The following is a 16,767-nucleotide window of genomic DNA, read 5'->3' as shown; positions in this document are numbered from 1 at the left end:
CAGCTACCTTAGATCATGCGCGCACCTTACAAAAAAGGTTCTCTCTTGGGTGCACGACGCGTGCCGGGATTGGTCAATAAATCGTCTTCCCTAGACTGTGGCGCATTCAATTACGCAATACGGGCCCTTCAATTGCAGCGAGTGCGTAAGTCTCAGTTTCGCAGCTCTCAGGAGTTGCATATACTGACTCTCCGTCCGCTCATGTCCGCCTGTGCCCACAAGCATGTTGAGATCGGACCGGGCGATATCCTGATCGTGCGGTGAATTGGAAAAATGCTGAGGCGCGATGCGCTCTATCACAAACAGCTTTGCGTGCGGTGTCATTGCGCGGCGGCAATTTTCAAGAATTCTTACAGCTTGATGGTCATCCCAATCGTGCAGAACACTCTTTAAAAGATAAGCATCCGCTCCATCTGGGATGGCGTTAAAGAAACTTCCGGTGATCCGCTTGCAACGGCCCTCTACTCCGGTAGCGGTCAGCCGGTCGGATACGGTGGTCGTCGCATGTGAGAGATCGAACAGGATCCCATGCAAGGAAGGGTGTTGGCAGAGAATCGATGCAATCAGCTCGCCGTAGCCGCCACCCACGTCGACGATGAGGCGCATCCCGTAAAAGTCCACTTGTTTGGCGACGGCAAGCGCGACGGGTTGGGTCAAGTCGACCATTGCGCGATTGAACAACGATGCCCCTTGCGCATCATTGTCCAAATGGTGAAAGCCATCGATGCCACTCATCTGCTTGCGAACGCTTTCGCCCGTACGGACGCTCTGCACGAGGAGGCCCCAACTGCTCCAGGAACGAGTGCCGCAAAACTCGCCCCACGCCGCGAGCGAGTTAGGAACATCGGCGCGCAGCAACGCCCCGACTTCCGTGAGCGCAAACCGTCCCTTGGCTGATTCCGTCAATACGTCGATGCTTGTCAGTGCTCGCAGCAGTCGAGCTAGCGAGGGCCCATGGCAGTGGGCGGCCTGCGCAAGTGTGTCAGCGGTCTGGGGCCCTTCGCGCAGTAGTTCGGGAAGGCCCAGTTGTATGGCCGTCGACACCGCCTGTGTTGTCCAGTTCGCGTTGATGAGCAAGAGCAGCCGCGCACGCTCATCAACGTTTTGCCTTGTGGCGAAAGCGGCCGACTTGTGCGTTGTCATTGGAAATCCTATTGCAACACTGTGCTGCCTCATTCGATCTTGATGCCGGCTTCACGAATGACCTTGCCCCACTTCGCGTGCTCGGCGCGGATCGCGGCTAAAAACACATCGGGCGGATCGGCACGGGCCTCGGCACCGGTCTCGCCAAACCATGCATGGGCCTCAGGAGTGGCAAGAATGCTGCCGATATCCCGATACAGTCGCGCGACAATCGTCTTCGGGGTGGCCGCTGGGACTGCAATGCCAACCCAACCCTGAAACTCAGCGCCTGCCAGGCCGGCCTCAGCCATAGTCGGGACATCGGGCAACGATGCGGCCCTGTGCGGGCCGGTAACTGCCAGCGCACGCAGGTGGCCTGCCTGGACCTGCGGCAGCTGCACCGTCAATCCTTCAATCGAATAGCTGATGTGGCCCGCGATGAGGTCTGATACCGCCTGCCCACCTCCTTTGTAGGGCACATGCACCGTTTCGATAGCCGCTACACGCTTGAACAATTCACCGGCCAGATGCGGCGGTGTCCCAATCCCGGGCGATCCGAAATTCAACTTACCGGGGCTCTCCTTTGCAAGTCGCACCAGTTCGGCGACTGTAGTTGCGGGCACGTCCGGATGAACGGCCAGCAGCAGCGGGCCGACCCCAAGGTAAGTGATTGGCGTGAAGTCGATGAGGGGGTCGTAGCCGAGCCGGCTGTACAAGTGCGGGTTGGCTGTCATGACGCCCATATGAATGATCGTCAAGGTGTAGCCGTCTGGGGAGCTATGGGCCCCCAACTCCATGCCTAGGTTTCCGCCGGCGCCGGGTTTGTTCTCGACGATGACGCTTTGACCAAGCAGCGGCGCCAAACGCACTGCCAACCATCGCGTTCGTATGTCGATAACCCCACCCGCTCCACCCGGCACGATGACGCGGACCGGCTTCGTAGGCCACGGTGGTTCTTCGGCCGCGACTGACCAGCCGATCGTGAGGGCCAAGCTGAATGCAAGCGTAAGCACCATCATTTTCTCGCGTTTCATTCAAATCTCCTGCCCTATGATTGAAGGTGCTTTAACTCTAGGCACGGACGGGAGGCGCCGGAATACTCTCTGGGTCGCACCCTGTTGCAACCTTTGGTTCAAGCTCGGATTTGGAGTTTCATGGACAAGTTGCGGGCATTGCAATATTTCGCAGCAGCCGCCGCTGAAAAGAGTCTGTCTTCAGCGGCCCGCCGGCTAGGGGTCAGCGTTACAGCCATAGCGAAGCTGATCAACTCTCTGGAGAAGAGTCTGGGTGCCAAGTTGTTTGATCGAACGTCGCGGGGCTTGACGCTTACTGCCGAAGGCACCCGGTACCTAGACGCATGCAGGCCGGCTCTGATGCAGCTGGACCAGGCTGACGAGCGGCTGCGCGAATCGACACTTCGGCCAAAAGGAACCGTGGTGATCGGCGTCCAACATGTCATTGCGCGCGGCTGTCTGACCGCTGCGTTGCCCCACTTTCATGTACGGTACCCGGACATTGAGATCGACATCCGCGATTTTCAACGCGTCACTGACGAACAGATCATCGGCGTCGATGTCATGATGGTTCTTGGATGGCCTCAAGCTGAGGACATGGTGCTGAATCAGATCGCAGCAGGGCGCTTTTTAGTTGTGGCCTCTCCGGCCTACTGGGCCGAGCATGGCAGGCCCCGTCGCCCACGGGACCTCGAACGACACGTGTGTTTGCCAATTCGCTCCGTTGACGGCTCGGTGATGGATACATGGTCCTTCACGAGAGGTGCGGAACAAGAGTCCGTGCACATTCGCGGTTGGTTGACCACCAGCAATGCCCATCGTGATCTGGTGATCGAACTAGCGTTGGCGGGACATGGCGTCATTCGGATACTGGATTGGGCGAACCTGCCAGAGTTGGCTTGCGGCTCTTTGGTGAGGGCACTGGAAGACTGGGAGTCGACCGAGGCGCCGCCGGTCAATTTGCTCTATCGGCCGAGCGTGCGCCGTATTCCAAGGGTGCGACTCTTCATCGACTTTGCAACTGAACTGTTTCGTGAAATCGCTCAAAAACGTGGTGAAGATGTTATCGGGACAGGAAGGCCCAATTGGCTGCGGCGTCACTAAGTGCGGGCATCGGCCATCGCCCCGCGAACATGATGATGCTTTGGGTGAATGATCGATCGCGACGGCGAAGCAATCGTTTTTGTATTTGCTCGCTAGGCGAACTAGTGTAGTGCGCCTTAAGTAACAATGCCTATTTGAAGGTGCGCGCCAGCGCCGCCTTGGCCCTCGTGACTTTGGTTAGGATGTCCGTTGCTGTGGCCGTCCAGATGAAGGGTTTTGGGTTGGCTTTGTGATGCAGGACGTAGAGATCGATGGCAAGTTCGAGCTCAGGGACGCTGGCAAAGCTGTCGCGCCGGATGCGGTTTTCGGAGGTGTCCCGAAAGAAGCGCTCGACCATGTTCAGCCACGAGGCGCTCGTGGGGGTGAAATGCATGACAAAGCGCGGATGCCTGGCGAGCCAGGCCTGAACTTGCGGGTGTTTGTGGGTGCCGTAGTTGTCCACGATCAGGTGCACCCCCGGTGGGTCAAGATTCAACCGGCGCAGACACTGGTTGTTCGTCGGCAGCGAACTGGCGGGTCAACGGGCTGCGATCGTGATGAGCCTGGTGCAGTCGGCCAAGTTGCATGGCCACGATCCGTGGGCCTACCTGAAAGACGTGCTCACGCGACTGCCGACACATCTGAACAGCCGCAGCGATGAACTGCTTCCGCATCGTTGGATGCCTACTGCAGCCCGGCAAAATGCCGGCGCATGAAGAACATCGAAGCACTGATTGCTGACGGCGGCGACATCACCCTCGGGGCGGTCTACCCGATCGAGTGCGCAGCCACCGCCGCGGACGGCCACAACAGCGTGGCCATGCTTGTACGCAGGAAAGGCGGGACGCTGGACGCCTTGCTAAAGCGATTCGACAAAGCCATCGCGAAGTTCTATGACGATGGGGAAACCATCGGCTCAGTGCGCAAAATATGCGCAGCTGCACTCGACGGCTTTCGTTAGTGTCTAGGACGGGCCGAGTGTGCCGTCAGCGCAGTCTCCGGATGCCCGCATGCACCAATTAGGCCCAGTGGCTCACGGCGTAGCTTCGGGGCTCGATGTCGTCGAACCAAAGCGGCCGAAGCGCAAGGCAATTCCAGGAAGCACCAGAAGGTTAAGCGCTGCCGAACTGAAGAGACCGCCCAAGATGACGATCGCCATCGGCCCTTCGATCTCTCGGCCGGGCTCGCCGCTTCCCAAGGCCAGAGGCAGTAGCCCGAGCGCCGTTGCCAGCGTGGTCATCAGGATTGGTGACAGTCGGTCGGCAGCGCCCTCGGTGGCGGTGCCGAGATTCCACGGATGCTGCTCGCTTGTGGTCAGGAGTTCGTAGTGCGAAACCATCATGATGGCATTGCGCAGCGTGATACCGAACAGAGTTACGAACCCGACCAGTGCACCGAGCGAGGCAATTCCGCCTGTCAGGAACAGTGCAAGGACGCCGCCGACCATCGCGAAGGGCAGGTTTAACAAGACGAGGCCAAGATTTCGAAAGCGTGGAATGCTAAGCGACAGCAGCAGGACCATGCCAGTCCCAGCCAAGAGTGAATTGACGAGAAGAGTGCGCGCCGATTTCGCCTGAACGGCCGCGGCACCCTCGACCGTGACGGCGACGCCGGTGGGCAGACGCAGGCTCCTCAGCTTGGCTTCGACGCGCGTCGTGAAAGCGCCTACATCGGCATCGTTCGTGTTTGCGGTGACGGTCTGCTGCCGTCGACCACCAATGTGCAGGACGCCATAGCGGCCGCTTGCCTGGCGAATGTCAGCGAGATCGCGTACCGGGACGTACGCCCCATCGGGAGTTCGCAACAGCAGCGACCCGACGTTCTCCGGCTGCGAGCGCAGTGCAGGTGCGAGCAGAAGAGTGGCCTCGACCACCCGGTTGCCTTCGTAGACCTGACCGATCGTTCCGCCCTGGTAAGCCGCCTGGATCGCATCCAACACATCGAGCGCGTTGAAGCCCCAGCGCACCAGCGCGTCATGGCGAAGGCTGATCACGAGCTTCGGGACGCCGGACGGGTTCACTTGCTGGACATCGATCGCACTCGGCACGTCGTGCACTGCGCTGGCAATTGCCGCCGCCGCACGGTCGAGCGCGTCGAGATCCCCGCCTTCCATGCGAATGACCACGGGCGCCGTGTCGCCCGAGACGACTTCATCCAGTCGGTCGGCGAGAAAGGTCTTAAGCGCGAAAGTCGCACCTGGAACGAGTACGAGCGCATCGCGGATTGCATCCTCCGCTTGGGCTTGGCCGGCCGCATTGGTCGGCTCGAGGTCAATATCAAGCTCGCTGGAGTTCGAGCCGAACACGTCGGCCGCCTGCTCGGAACGGCCGGTTCGTTGCGCCACCAGGCGCACATGAGGCGCCTTGAGGATGGCTCGCGCGATCTCTTGCCCGACCCGTTCCGAAGCCTCGATGGAGCTACCGGGGGCCAAGCGCATCTGCAGAACGTAGTGCCCTTCCTTCAGCTCGGGAATAAAACTCGTGCCCAGCAGCGGCACAAGCGAAAACACAGCGATCGACGCGCCGACGACCACGGCGACGACGAGTGCCAGCCGACGATCAGTTGCTTCCAGGAGCCGCGTGTAGCGGGCCTTGAGCCACTGGGTCAGCCTGGGTTCCTCGGCCGGCAGTCGGTCCATGCGGATGAGGAGCGAGCACAGCGCCGGCGTCACTGTGAGGGCGACAAGGAGCGACGCTAGCGTCGCCAGGATGTAGGCCAGCCCCAAAGGACCGAACAGTCGTCCGGCCACGTCCTGAATCGTCAGAACCGGGATGAAGATCATACCGATGGCCAGCGTGGCGAAGACGACGGCGCTTCGCACTTCGAAGGTCGCGTCGGCGACCACCTCGGCCAGCGGCCTGGAAGCTCCGGTGGCGCGGTCCAGACGCAGGCGCCGGTAGACGTTCTCGACGACGATGACCGCGTCGTCGACGAGCAGCCCGACGGCAATGCCGAGGCCGCCGAGCGTCATCGTGTTGAGGCTGTAGCCCAACATGTCGAGAGCGAGCGTGCCTGACAGGAGCGAAAGCGGGATCGCGGTCAGCGCGATCACTGCCATCCGCACATTCCAAAGGAACAGAAAGACCACCGCGATGACCAGAACGCCGCCGATACCGAGCGCGAACGCGAGGTTGTGGACCGCCGTGGTGATGAAACCGGTCGGCCGGAAAAGATCGCCTCGTATCTTCACATCCTGCGGCGCGAGCTCGCGGTTCAAGCCGGCCAGCGCCGCGTTCACCGCCTTGGCGGCCTTGACCGTATTGGCGCCGTATTGCGCCCAGACGATGACTTGCAATCCTGGTTGACCGTCGATCAGCGCCGCACCGATCGGTGGCGCGGTACCGGCCCGGACCACTGCGACGTCGCCGAGCGTCAGGCGCCGTCCGGCGGACTGGGCGACCACGGTTTGCGCCAATCGCTGGATAGCACCCGCATCATCGTTCGTCTCGATGACTATGCGCTGGTTGGCATTGTCAATAACACCCGCGCCCCGTACTCCGAGTGTGCGACGGGCGGCGACGGCCACGTCTTCGAGCGACAGCCCGAACCGCGCCAGGCGCATCGGCTCGACCAGAATCTGATATTGCTTGGTCGCCCCACCGTAGATCGAAACCTGGGCCACACCGGGCACGGCGAGGAGCCGCGGCCGGATCGTCCAATCGGCGAGTGAGCGGAGCGCCATCGGCGAGAGCGTCGGCGAGGTGACACCAGCGATCAACACCACACCGGTCGATGAGGTGAGCGGCGCCAAGCTCGGCGCCAGCACGCCTTGGGGCAACCCCTGTCCGAGCCCTGCCAATGCCTCGCTTAGCTGTTGTCGAGCGCGGAAAATGTCGACCGCCGGATCGAAGACGACGGAGATGTCCGAAAGGCCCTGAATTGAGTTCGAGCGAACCGATACCAAGCCGGGTACGCCGAGCGTGCGCGTCTCGATCGGCCGGGTGACCAGCGCCTCGACCTGTTCGGCGGTGAGCCCTGGCGCTTCAGTCTGAATCGACGCGCGTGGCGGCGCGAAGTCCGGAAAAACGTCGAAGTCGGCCGTGGCCAGCCGCAAGACGCCATACGCCGCCAGCATCAGCGCGAGTCCGAGCACAACAACGGGGTGTGCGAGCGAGCCAGTGATGATCGAGCCGACCAGGCCAGTCGGCTTCATTTATTGCCGACGGCTTCCGGATTCGATGCCGTCTTGCCCTCTTGCGACAGCAGAAGTTGTGCGCCGCGAACGACAACGTGCGTTCCCGGTGCCAGCCCGGAACGAACCAGCCAGCCCTCGGCGATCGGGGTGTCGGTGACGATCTCACGTCGCGCGAACTGGTCGGCAGCGATGGCTACATAGACGTAAGGCCGCCCGTCCGTCCTGACGACTGCCTCCTCGGGAACGGCGACGCCCTGCGCCATTTCCCCGTTGGACAGGAGGGCAGCGATCGCCGCGCCGGGAACGAGCGTCGGGTTGGCCGGTGCGGTCGCGTAGTAGCTTGTCGTCTGGAATTTGGGATCGACTTGAGCAGCCGCGGAGACTATCGTTGCCCGAAGGAGGCTCCCGTCAGGCAGCTGCAACTCCGCATTCCCCGGGAGCGTTCTCAGCGCTCTCGACAAGACCGGCGAGATTTGCAGCAAGACGGCTCGCCCGCTCACGAGACGGTCGAGTGGCGCCGCGCCGTGAACCAACCATCCGGCGATCACCGGTCCGAACTGGCTGGTGAGCGTGGCCGTCGCAAGCGCAACCTGACTGCGTGCGGCCGCGACGTTGGCGGCCTCGGTCGCGGCCGTGGTTCGCGCTACCTCGAGCGCTTTGTCGGAGACGAGCTTTCCGTCGGCGTTGAGCGATCCCAGCCGGCGTGCCTCCAGGTCCGCGGCGGCGGCGGCGAGCGCCGCCCTTCGTGCATCTAGCGTTGTCATGACGATGCTGCGTCGCTGATCGATGAGCGGCTGAAGGGCGACGACATTCGCCAGCGCCTGAATCTCTTGCCGGGCAGATGCAGCCACAAGGACGCGGGTTTCGAGCCCGCCCGCCTGTTGCGCGGAGGACGGGGCAAGAACACGGGTCTGACCCTCGGTGGTCTTTGTCTGCACCGAAGCAGCGACCGCTTCGGTGCTCTTCTCGCCCGTACCCTGAGCGCCGAGCCCGCGCAGTCCGAAAGCGCCACCCACAGCGATGGTTGCGGCAATACCGACGAGAACGGCCCAGCGAACGAAGGCTGAGCGGCGCATCATGGTTGCACTTGGGCAAGAAAATTGGTGGTCAGATCGACTTCGTCAACAGCAAGCTTGCCGGCAGCCTCAACGGCGAGCGCGGCCTTTGCAACTGTCCCTTGCGCGTCCGCTCGCGCGGTCACCGCAGCGGCCAGCTCGGAGCGCACGACCAGGAGTTCCAGTTTGTCGATCTCTCCACGCGCGAACAGTGTTTCCTGGATGCGTGCACGAACGGCATGCTCGGCATAGAGCTGCTCGGCCACTTGCAGCGACGTAGTGCTCTGCTCGTAAGCAGCGGTCGCCCGGTCGACCTCGCCGATGATGGCGGCCTGGGCCGCGGTGAACTGGTCAGCGGCCTGCCGGCGTGTGGAGAGGGCCTCGCTGATCGCTCCGCCGTTTTGGTTGAAGATCGGCAAGGCAACAGCCAACGACACACCCCACTTGCGGTTTCCCTGATCGTATTCAAAGCCCGGGCCGACATCAAAATTGGGAGCGCGACCGGCAAGTTGCAAGCGGACGGTTGCATCGCTCGCAGCGTAGTCCGCCAAACGTGCGAGCAGATCGGCGCGATTGAGCGGCGCGGCGCCACGGACACGAGCCGCGAAGTCGGGCGGAAGAGGCCGCGTCAACGAAGGCAGCGCGAGCCGGTCGAGGGTCAGCTGAGCGGCCGGGATGCCGGCCGCGATCGCGAGCTGGTGCAGCGTTTCCGTGAGCGCGACCGAGGTCGCTTGTCGGTCGAGCGTTGCGCGTGTCAGGACGCTACGTGCCGTCACCAACTCGAGACTGGAGCCCAGCCCCATAGCAAGGCGCTTCCGGGCGGCCTCGACCAGTTCTGTTTGGATGACGATCTGCTCGTCGAGCGCGGCGAGCCGCCCTTGCGCGGAGGCTGTGTCCAGCAGCAAGTTGTCGACCCGACTCAAGACGCTCCATGCTGCGGCCAGTATTTCGAGCCGGGCAGCCTCAGCGAGATACTCGGCATGGGCGACACGGTAGGAGCGCTTGCTCCCCGTCTCCAGAAGCTGGACCAGGCCTGCCGACAGGAACCAGGGCGACATGCCGGCAGCCGCGGTTGTCACATAGAGCGGATTCAGACTCAGCGTCGGGTTCTGTCGCTCCCCCGCGGTTGTCACTGCGGCTTGGGCTACATGCCATCTCGCTTTGGCGACCGTTATGTTCGGGCTGAAGTGGAGAGCGACGACGTGCAGCGCTTGTGCGTCGAAGAGCGCTGGCGGCCACATCGAATACTCCTCATCAAGGCGGGCAGCGAAGGCGCGCAGGCTGGGATCGTCCAGGCTCCTTGCCCGGTAAGCCTGCGCAGCCTCGCTCGCCGCCAGTTTTGTCTCAGGGGGTGTCGTGCAACTCGCTAAAAAACAGGCGGCAAGCACAACTAGCGGCGTTCGCCAGCTTGGTTGGAGCCAGGTTTTCAAATCGACGATGTCTACGAACAAAGAAGCCAAAGGGTACGTCTCATGAAGCCTGCGTTCACCGTTGCGTTCTACGAAGGGCAAGAAAGGCACATTGCCTAGCCAGCGCCGCCCGAAGTCTTGACAGTGTCGCCCATCGTCGAACGGTTCAACAAGCCGGCTCGGATGAAATTTGAATTCCGTTTTCTGATGCGACCGCGTAAAGCACGGGCTGATGCGACCGGGCGACAAGCTCGACGGCAATATGATCGATCTGATGGCTGATGTGGTCGGCCTTTGCGCGACGGTCGGCGATGCCTACGGCGACGGCGAGGCCGGTGGCAACGCTGGCGAGCACATCCGGGCGGTGTACTGGCCGTTCTAGATGCCGGTCAAGACTCCGAGGGTCGCGACACACGAGTTTGCGAAAGCGGGAAAAGACATCCTTGTGTTGGTCGTGCGCCTGGACTCAGGCGACTAGGTCTGGCCGTCCTAGTGCCGCGGCGTTCATCCGCAACCAACAAATCTGCGCGGGCTCTCGGGCTGAGATGAAAACGGGCGTCGGTGCGCGTGAGCGCGAGACGGAACGATGGCCAACCGGTGGCCGCGAAGCGGGCGAGCGCCGCGTCTTTCACCCGGTCGAGAAAGGCGTCGACATCGCGTTTCGCGCGTCGCTGTTGAGTCCCAAAGTGGGCGAGAAAGAAGCCCGCCCACACCATGCGTCAGCGCCAAAAGGTTTGGGCGAAACCTTCTATAGAGGGTCCCACACTTGGGTCAGATAACCGCTGGAGAAGTCACCGGACTTGGTGAGGTCGACCGTGTAGCACCTTATCCTCCAGAAACGATAATGACGCTGTGGGAGCTCTGCAAAACGCCAGATCGCGCGCTTAGACAGGCGAGGTTGAACTAACCCCGTGTTGCCAGAAAATTCGCATCAGCCGACCAGCGCCACGATGGAAGAATGACCGCGCAAGGACGCCCGCGTCCCGGAGAAATGAACGGCTGCAATGCAGCAATTGCGTTCATCCGATTCGCCGTGACCAATGTCGGCTTTGATCCGCAACCCGGACGGGTCGCTAGCTCACATTTGGCTAACCTACTCGATCAATGCTTTGAGCTTAGTCGGCTGGTCATGCCGGCTCGGGTAATACAGCTAGAAGCCAGCTAAGGTCGGGGAGAACTTGGTCAGAACTCGCGCCAAGCGCTTCGACTTGACGTTTGGCCCAGCAAGCGATCCGAACGTGTATGCCAATCCCACGCCTTCGAATGCCGCATCCAGGCCGAACAGAGTGGCGCTTATGGTCAGAACTGCCCTGGACCTCATTCTCGACTGGCCGCGCTTCGATCTCGAATTCCCACTTGATATAGCGATCACGGCAGCAGGACGTGACCATAACCCTCGATAATCGAAAATAACTCAAAAAGCCGTTTTTCGGGGCTCGGCGCATTGCGCGCTGGAGTCTCTTAGACGCAAAGCAAATCGAGAATTCGCATGACTACTGTTCGCGTCAAAGACAACGAACCCTTTGAAGTCGCATTGCGACGGTTCAAGCGCACGATCGAGAAGGCTGGTCTGCTGACCTTGCTTCGTGCCCGCGAATTCTACGAAAAGCCCACGACGGAGCGCAAGCGCAAGAAGGCTGCGGCAGTGAGTCGCCAGCGCAAGTTGGTTCGCTCTTCGCAGTTGCCGAAGAAAATGTATTGAGCCGACACCGAATCGAAAACCCGCTTGGCTGTCCAGGGCGGGATTTTTCTCAAGGGAAGGTCTGCAAAATAGGCCCGGCCTTTGTAAAAAACAGTTCAGCAAAAAAATTTGAGTGCGGGCGGCGGATTCAACGGGTCGATGCAACGGATTCGCTGAACATCTCAGCGGGCGTCTTGAAGCCGAGCGTCTTGCGCGGCCTCTCATTCAATTGTCGCGCGATCGCGTTGAGCTGAGCCTGTGAGTAGCCCGAGATGTCGATGCCCTTGGGCATGTACTGCCTGAGCAGCCCGTTCGTGTTCTCATTGCTTCCGCGCTGCCAGGGGCTGCGTGGATCGCAGAAGTAGACCTGGATGTCGGTGGCCATCGTAAATTGCTTGTGCCCATGCATCTCCGTGCCTCTGTCCCAGGTCAGTGACTTGTAGAGTTCCTGCGGCAATTTGCGAGCATTCTTGATGAGCGCGTTGACGACCGTCTGCGTATCTTTGCCTTCCAGCTTCACCAACATTACGTATCGCGTTTGGCGCTCAACCAGCGTCGCTATTTGACTGCTGGCGTTGCCGAAGACCAAGTCTCCTTCCCAATGACCAGGCACCGCCCGATCCTCGACAGCGGCGGGTCGCTCGCTGATCGATACGGCATCAACGATCTGCCCATGGATTGCCGTCTTCTGCGTGTGATGACGAGAACGACGCATGCTGCGAGTACGTCTCAGGTGCTCCAGCAGCTCCTTCTTCAAGGCTCCACGCGCTTGAATGAACAGACTGCGGTAGATGGTCTCGTGTGACACGTGGAAAGTTTCGTCGCACGGGTAAGTATGCTTGAGCCACCCAGCGATTTGCTCCGGCGACCACAGCAGGCGCAGCTTGTCGGTCACGACGCGCGCCAGGACACGGTTTTCAGCCAGTTTGCAGCGCTTGGGACGATGCGCCCGATCCCAAGCTCCGCTGTCAGCCTGAGTCGCCCGATAGCCAACTCGCCCTCCATTGCGCTCGATCTCGCGGCTGACCGTAGAAGGCGCTCGTCCCATTCGCACTGCGATCGAACGGATCGAGTGACCGATCACCAGCGCGAGAGAGATTTCCTCCCGCTCAGCTAGTGTCAGCGCCAGCCTCGAGCGATGTCGTTCGGGCGGGCGGATACCGCCCGACTGAGCCAGGATGCCTCGTACGGACCCATGCGATCGATCAAACAGGTGAGCGATCTGATGAAGAGTCCAGCCAGCTTTCCAGCGCTCCCACATCAATGCCTTCTGGCTATCTGTGTAGTAAGTCCGAGTCCGGTACTTCATCTGCAACACTCCATCTGCTTACGCAGTTCTTAGTGTGTTGCATCGACCCGTTGAATCCGCCGCCCGGAAGCAGCCGGTCGCAAAAGCTGTTGATCTCGCAAGCGTTCCCTGCACAGCCGTGCCTTCAACACCCGCATCTATCCCGCGACCCAGCGCACGCGGATGTCCTCCACCCGTTCCAGGAGGTCCTCGCGTGCGCGCCCAAGGTAGTCCCTGACACCCGCATCTTCCCAGTCACCCCAAACGGTTGCGACTGCGGCGCTCGTGATCGTCCTGGCGAGCTCGAGCATGTTGCGCTGGTAGGCGTCCGCGCCGATCGACCAGGGCAGGTCGTGCGACGAGCTGGTGCGGATCGGGCACAGGTTCATCACAACGAAGCCGTCGCAGCCATGGCGCACCGCCATCACCTCGGCCCCGGCGAGCGTAATTCCGCTCAAGGAAAGATCGTGATGCACCCGTTGCTACTGGCTGCGACCAACCGCCCTGACGCGTCGTGCCCCTCCACCTGATAACAGTAGGTCTCGTCGAAGATGACCGAGTTGTCGACGAGTGATGTGGACGTGACCGTCGCTAGGTCGAAGCCATCGCGAATGACAAGGAAGCTGGCCGCTCGGGGATCATCACTCCAGTCCACTTCGACTGCTTCCGGACCGACGCGTGTCAGCGTCAGCGAGAGCGGCGCGACGTCAGGCTGCTGGACGGGGACGACCACCCCCACTCCTACGCCCACAATACCGCCACCACCTCCGCCTCCGCCTCCGCCTCCACCTCCACCGCATCCGGAGACAAGCCCCCCCGTGGCCATTGCTACGACGACGCTGCGAAGCATAAAACTTCGCGTGAGTGCGATGATATTTGACATCTGTAACTCTTCAGGGCGCTGTGGCAGGGCCAGCCGTCACCGTAAGCTTTGACGAACTGAGGTAGAGCACCGGCCGCGGATCGCCACTCGGGCGGTCGATGCGCAGTTCCAAAAATCTGTCGGACGGATTCGCAGTGGCCATGTTGGCAACCATCGTGGAGGGGGGCATAGCGTCGTTCGGCAACGCCCCTGCAGGGCCGCGCAAATCAGTGCCCTTCGGCTGCTGATTGACCTGAACCCAACTGAGGTGCAGGAGCCCGGAGGGCATCAACGCCTTGGCCTCCACCCGAATCGACTCGCGATTTGGGAATCCGCCCCCGCCATCACTTATGACAATGGCCGCTTGATCGATGGGTAGGTCAAGGGTCGTGCTGCCAATCACAAGACGGAACGAACGGATCGCTCCGACATAACGCCCCACATAAGGGTCGAGGTCTACGCCAGGAGTGCTGTCTTCATAGCGCACTGAAAATGACCAGCTGCCCGTGGCGAGGTCGCTTTGCGAGAAACCCAAATCGGTCGGTAGGGCAGCGAGTTGTTCGGCCTTTGGCGCCTTAAAAGTACCGCTGCCCGAGAGCTTGATCTCGGCAGCGGCACTTATCTGTGGCATTGCGATGCTTGCCGTCAGGACAAAAGCCGCCGTAAGCAGGAAAGAAGCTGCCTTCGGGCGTTGCCTTGTCCGATGTGTTCGGTCCTGAGTGCTGAATTGCATGAATGTGCCCTTTGCGCGATGCTCAACCTGAGCTTACCGCTCTTGAACGCCTGGCGCGCCTTTTTTCGCCGACCCGCGGCATCCTCGGCCTGTTACGGAACGTCAACGTGTGCACGTCTTTCGCGGCTGAAGCGTTTATTGGGCTCTCGGCAAATTCGCCGTCTTCCGGAGATCCCACCGTGAGCGTCCGTCGTTTCGTTTTCAAATGGGCCGCGGTAACTGCTGTGGCTGCTGCCGCCCTATTCGCCGCCGCGTCAGCCAGTGCCCAAGTGTCGTGGTCCATCGGCATCGGCGCCCCCGCGTTTTACGAGCCGGCACCCGTCTATGTGGCACCGCCGCCGGTCTACTATCAACCTGCCCCCCGCGTGTACTACCGTCCGCCGCCGCCGGTGTATTACCGGCCGGGGCCGGTGTATTACGGACCGCCGCCGGTCTACTACGGGCCGGACTACCGGAGCGAGTATCGCGACCGTCATCACAACCATCGGGACCGAGACGACCACGACGATTGAGACCCACGTGGAACGGGCTGTCGACGCGGGCGCTGTCTGTCGATCTAGTCCACTGAATCCTTGAGACCGGTTGTGTATGCTTTATTTTGAAGAGCATGTACGGAATGAAGCTGACCAAGCAAGAGCGCTAAGAACTTGAGGCTGTTGTCTGCAAGCGGCACGGGAGTGCGGCGTTTGCTCGCAGGGCGCGCTGCATGCTCCTGTGGATCGATGGGGAATGGCGTGGACATCCGCGCCAAGCTGGCTTGCAACGATGGCTTTGTGAGCCGCTGGACGCGGGCGTTCAAGTTTGAGGGACTGGCCGGACCGGTGTCTGTGCATTCGGGCCATGCGCCCTGGCAGCCTGTGGCCAGGCAGGAGGCGCGGGTGCCGGACAAGCCGCTCAAACACAAACTCCCGGATGGCTCCACGCATTGGACCAGTCGCCAAGGTGGCCGCCGCGCTGGGCGACGTGTCGTTCTCGGCCGCGCAGCGCATCTGGCGAGAGCACGGTGTGCAGCCGCACCGGCTTGAACGCCACCTCGTCTCCAACGACCCGGACTTCGAGGCCAAGGCGGCCGATGGCATCGGCCTGTACCTGAACCCTCCTGCGCACGCGGCGGTGTTCTGCGTGGACGAGAAGACAGCCATCCAGGCGCTCGATCGCAAGGGCCGCATGCTGCCGCTGGCGCCAGGGCGTGCAGAGAGCCACGGCTTTGAGTACAAGCGCAACGGCACCTTGAGCCTGTTCGCCGCGCTGAACACTGCCACCGGCGAAGTCGGCTGCTATCGGCCGTACCAGGATCAACCGATGATCGACATCGACACGGTGCTGTTGGCGATGGCCATGGCCGGCCTGGGCCTGACGACGCACGTCTCGGCCATCCGCAAGGCCAGCATCAAGCCACTGGCGCTGGCGGCTGTGCTCTTTGTGTGGCTGGTATGCGGCGGGTTCGCCATCAACGCGGACATCACGGCGCTGTTGAATTGATCGATTGAGGGAATAAACCCGTATCGCCAAACGTCAACCGTCCGGGCACCCAGTTACCCGACAAGATTGCCATGCACCCGACCCCTTCTGTTCATCTCTCACTGCGCGAAGAAAATGGTGTGAAATCATTTCGCCAAACTGTGGCCTGCCTGCTCGCTTCAGTGTCGATGCTCCTGGTGTCTGCCAATCCGGTGTGGGCTGCACAAACGCTCAACGTCTATGGCCCCGGTGGGCCATCGCCGGCGATGATGGAAGAGGCGGCAAACTTCGGCACAGCACACAACGTCGATGTCCACGTGACGGCAGGCCCTACGCCAAAGTGGATCGACAAAGCCAGGCGGGACGCCGACGTGGTCTTCAGCAGCGCTGAAAACACGATGAGCGACTTCGCCAAGGCTCTGCCCGGCGCATTCGACCTAAAAAAAGCAGAGCCGTCGTACCTGCGACCGGCCGCCATCCTCGTTCGCCCCGGAAACCCCAAGCACATTCAGGAATTTCGCAGCCTCCTGGCCCCTGGCATCAAGGTCATGGCGGTTGCAGGCGCAGGGCAGACCGGGCTCTGGGAAGATGTCGCCGGCCGCATGGGTGACATCGCCTTGGTCCGCGCATTGCGCAAGAACTTGCTGCTGCCCGAAGCACGCAACAGCGCCGAGGCACGCCAGCGCTGGGCGCAGCAGCCCGACATCGAGGTTTGGCTAATTTGGAACATCTGGCAGGTTTCGAACCCCGAATTGGCCCAATTGGTGGAAATGGATGAGCCATTCCGCATTTACCGTGACGCAGGCGTTGTCATCACGCACCGCGGAGCGTCAGAACCACAGTCAAAAGCGTTTGTGGACTATCTGAAATCGCCAGCAGGACAAGCAATCTTCGTAAAGTGGGGATGGAAGACACCCTGAACCGT

The 16,767-nt window shown here is 61.4% G+C and carries 16 protein-coding genes and 3 pseudogenes; 9 read left to right on the top strand and 10 right to left on the bottom strand.

The features are described from left to right. Window positions 1–90: 90 nt before the first annotated feature. Together QN413_RS05310 and QN413_RS05305 are read right to left on the bottom strand one after the other, a co-directional pair. The gene (locus tag QN413_RS05310) at window positions 91–1,143 is read right to left on the bottom strand and encodes a methyltransferase (protein WP_323495600.1); all 1,053 of its coding nucleotides are present in this window, start codon (window positions 1,141–1,143) and stop codon (window positions 91–93) included. Between the two features lie 29 nt (window positions 1,144–1,172). Further along, on the bottom strand, window positions 1,173–2,156 hold the full coding sequence (locus tag QN413_RS05305) for a tripartite tricarboxylate transporter substrate binding protein (protein ID WP_323495599.1): 984 nt from the start codon (window positions 2,154–2,156) through the stop codon (window positions 1,173–1,175). A 120-nt stretch (window positions 2,157–2,276) separates the two neighbouring features. On the opposite strand from QN413_RS05305, the gene QN413_RS05300 reads away from it, so the two are divergent. Next, window positions 2,277–3,239, top strand: coding sequence for a LysR family transcriptional regulator (locus tag QN413_RS05300; protein ID WP_323495598.1), 963 nt, complete (start codon window positions 2,277–2,279; stop codon window positions 3,237–3,239). Window positions 3,240–3,369: 130 nt separating this feature from the next. Here the strand turns inward: QN413_RS05300 and QN413_RS05295 are convergent. Next, window positions 3,370–3,723 (bottom strand): annotated as a pseudogene (locus QN413_RS05295) (transposase); the annotation flags it as partial. Between QN413_RS05295 and QN413_RS05290 the strand changes: the two are divergent. Together QN413_RS05290 and QN413_RS05285 are read left to right on the top strand one after the other, a co-directional pair. Further along, window positions 3,719–3,934 (top strand): annotated as a pseudogene (locus QN413_RS05290) (transposase domain-containing protein); the annotation flags it as partial. The pseudogenes QN413_RS05295 and QN413_RS05290 sit on opposite strands and share 5 nt — an antisense overlap. Beyond that, window positions 3,931–4,179 carry a hypothetical protein gene (locus QN413_RS05285; RefSeq protein WP_323495597.1) on the top strand — a complete coding sequence of 83 codons (249 nt, stop codon included), beginning with the start codon at window positions 3,931–3,933 and terminating at the stop codon, window positions 4,177–4,179. The pseudogene QN413_RS05290 and the gene QN413_RS05285, both read left to right, overlap by 4 nt. A 72-nt stretch (window positions 4,180–4,251) precedes the next feature. On the opposite strand, the gene QN413_RS05280 is transcribed toward QN413_RS05285, so the two are convergent. The 3 genes from QN413_RS05280 to QN413_RS05270 are packed head-to-tail and all read right to left on the bottom strand — an operon-like array spanning window position 4,252 to window position 9,868. Further along, window positions 4,252–7,371, bottom strand: coding sequence for an efflux RND transporter permease subunit (locus QN413_RS05280; protein ID WP_323495596.1), 3,120 nt, complete (start codon window positions 7,369–7,371; stop codon window positions 4,252–4,254). Then, window positions 7,368–8,432 carry a hypothetical protein gene (locus QN413_RS05275; RefSeq protein ID WP_323495594.1) on the bottom strand — a complete coding sequence of 355 codons (1,065 nt, stop codon included), beginning with the start codon at window positions 8,430–8,432 and terminating at the stop codon, window positions 7,368–7,370. Before QN413_RS05275 ends, QN413_RS05280 begins: the two co-directional genes overlap by 4 nt. Next, entirely contained in the window at window positions 8,429–9,868 is a 1,440-nt protein-coding gene (locus tag QN413_RS05270; protein WP_323495593.1) for a TolC family protein, read from the bottom strand. The genes QN413_RS05275 and QN413_RS05270 overlap by 4 nt, the downstream gene beginning before the upstream one ends. A 181-nt stretch (window positions 9,869–10,049) precedes the next feature. Between QN413_RS05270 and QN413_RS05265 the strand changes: the two genes are divergently transcribed. After that, complete coding sequence (locus tag QN413_RS05265; protein ID WP_323495592.1) at window positions 10,050–10,199, top strand: hypothetical protein; 150 nt, start codon at window positions 10,050–10,052, stop codon at window positions 10,197–10,199. Window positions 10,200–11,306: 1,107 nt separating this feature from the next. Further along, window positions 11,307–11,519 carry a 30S ribosomal protein S21 gene (gene rpsU / locus QN413_RS05260; RefSeq protein WP_323495591.1) on the top strand — a complete coding sequence of 71 codons (213 nt, stop codon included), beginning with the start codon at window positions 11,307–11,309 and terminating at the stop codon, window positions 11,517–11,519. Window positions 11,520–11,646: 127 nt separating this feature from the next. On the opposite strand, the gene QN413_RS05255 is transcribed toward rpsU, so the two are convergent. The 4 genes from QN413_RS05255 to QN413_RS05240 all read right to left on the bottom strand — a co-directional run bounded on the left by QN413_RS05255 (window position 11,647) and on the right by QN413_RS05240 (window position 14,381). Continuing rightward, window positions 11,647–12,807, bottom strand: coding sequence for an IS30 family transposase (locus QN413_RS05255; RefSeq protein ID WP_323495590.1), 1,161 nt, complete (start codon window positions 12,805–12,807; stop codon window positions 11,647–11,649). Between the two features lie 137 nt (window positions 12,808–12,944). Then, entirely contained in the window at window positions 12,945–13,244 is a 300-nt protein-coding gene (locus QN413_RS05250; protein ID WP_323495589.1) for a hypothetical protein, read from the bottom strand. Then, entirely contained in the window at window positions 13,241–13,519 is a 279-nt protein-coding gene (locus QN413_RS05245) for a hypothetical protein (RefSeq protein ID WP_323495588.1), read from the bottom strand. The genes QN413_RS05250 and QN413_RS05245 overlap by 4 nt, the downstream gene beginning before the upstream one ends. 160 nt (window positions 13,520–13,679) lie before the next feature. Beyond that, entirely contained in the window at window positions 13,680–14,381 is a 702-nt protein-coding gene (locus QN413_RS05240) for a hypothetical protein (protein ID WP_323495587.1), read from the bottom strand. A gap of 179 nt (window positions 14,382–14,560) precedes the next feature. Between QN413_RS05240 and QN413_RS05235 the strand changes: the two genes are divergently transcribed. The 4 genes and pseudogenes from QN413_RS05235 (at window position 14,561) to QN413_RS05220 (ending at window position 16,762) form a co-directional block, all read left to right on the top strand. After that, a complete protein-coding gene (locus QN413_RS05235; protein WP_323495812.1) occupies window positions 14,561–14,893 on the top strand; it encodes a hypothetical protein in 333 nt (110 codons plus the stop codon). Between the two features lie 95 nt (window positions 14,894–14,988). Next, window positions 14,989–15,653 (top strand): annotated as a pseudogene (locus QN413_RS05230) (IS630 family transposase); the annotation flags it as partial. A gap of 30 nt (window positions 15,654–15,683) precedes the next feature. After that, window positions 15,684–15,863 carry a putative sulfate exporter family transporter gene (locus QN413_RS05225; protein ID WP_323495811.1) on the top strand — a complete coding sequence of 60 codons (180 nt, stop codon included), beginning with the start codon at window positions 15,684–15,686 and terminating at the stop codon, window positions 15,861–15,863. A gap of 71 nt (window positions 15,864–15,934) precedes the next feature. After that, complete coding sequence (locus tag QN413_RS05220; RefSeq protein ID WP_323495586.1) at window positions 15,935–16,762, top strand: substrate-binding domain-containing protein; 828 nt, start codon at window positions 15,935–15,937, stop codon at window positions 16,760–16,762. Window positions 16,763–16,767 lie beyond the last annotated feature (5 nt).

This window comes from Variovorax sp. LG9.2, from assembly GCF_035018885.1.
Lineage (GTDB): Bacteria > Pseudomonadota > Gammaproteobacteria > Burkholderiales > Burkholderiaceae_C > Variovorax.
This window is presented reverse-complemented; position numbering and strand designations above follow the sequence as displayed.

Coding starts and splice junctions, on each gene's coding strand:
- QN413_RS05275 (WP_323495594.1), bottom strand. CDS start 8,432: ATGATGCGCCGCTCAGCCTTCGTTCGCTGGGCCGTTCTCGTCGGTATT.
- QN413_RS05240 (WP_323495587.1), bottom strand. CDS start 14,381: ATGCAATTCAGCACTCAGGACCGAACACATCGGACAAGGCAACGCCCG.
- QN413_RS05310 (WP_323495600.1), bottom strand. CDS start 1,143: ATGACAACGCACAAGTCGGCCGCTTTCGCCACAAGGCAAAACGTTGAT.
- QN413_RS05255 (WP_323495590.1), bottom strand. CDS start 12,807: ATGAAGTACCGGACTCGGACTTACTACACAGATAGCCAGAAGGCATTG.
- QN413_RS05300 (WP_323495598.1), top strand. CDS start 2,277: ATGGACAAGTTGCGGGCATTGCAATATTTCGCAGCAGCCGCCGCTGAA.
- QN413_RS05280 (WP_323495596.1), bottom strand. CDS start 7,371: ATGAAGCCGACTGGCCTGGTCGGCTCGATCATCACTGGCTCGCTCGCA.
- QN413_RS05265 (WP_323495592.1), top strand. CDS start 10,050: ATGCGACCGGGCGACAAGCTCGACGGCAATATGATCGATCTGATGGCT.
- QN413_RS05305 (WP_323495599.1), bottom strand. CDS start 2,156: ATGAAACGCGAGAAAATGATGGTGCTTACGCTTGCATTCAGCTTGGCC.
- QN413_RS05220 (WP_323495586.1), top strand. CDS start 15,935: ATGCACCCGACCCCTTCTGTTCATCTCTCACTGCGCGAAGAAAATGGT.
- rpsU (WP_323495591.1), top strand. CDS start 11,307: ATGACTACTGTTCGCGTCAAAGACAACGAACCCTTTGAAGTCGCATTG.
- QN413_RS05225 (WP_323495811.1), top strand. CDS start 15,684: ATGATCGACATCGACACGGTGCTGTTGGCGATGGCCATGGCCGGCCTG.
- QN413_RS05285 (WP_323495597.1), top strand. CDS start 3,931: ATGAAGAACATCGAAGCACTGATTGCTGACGGCGGCGACATCACCCTC.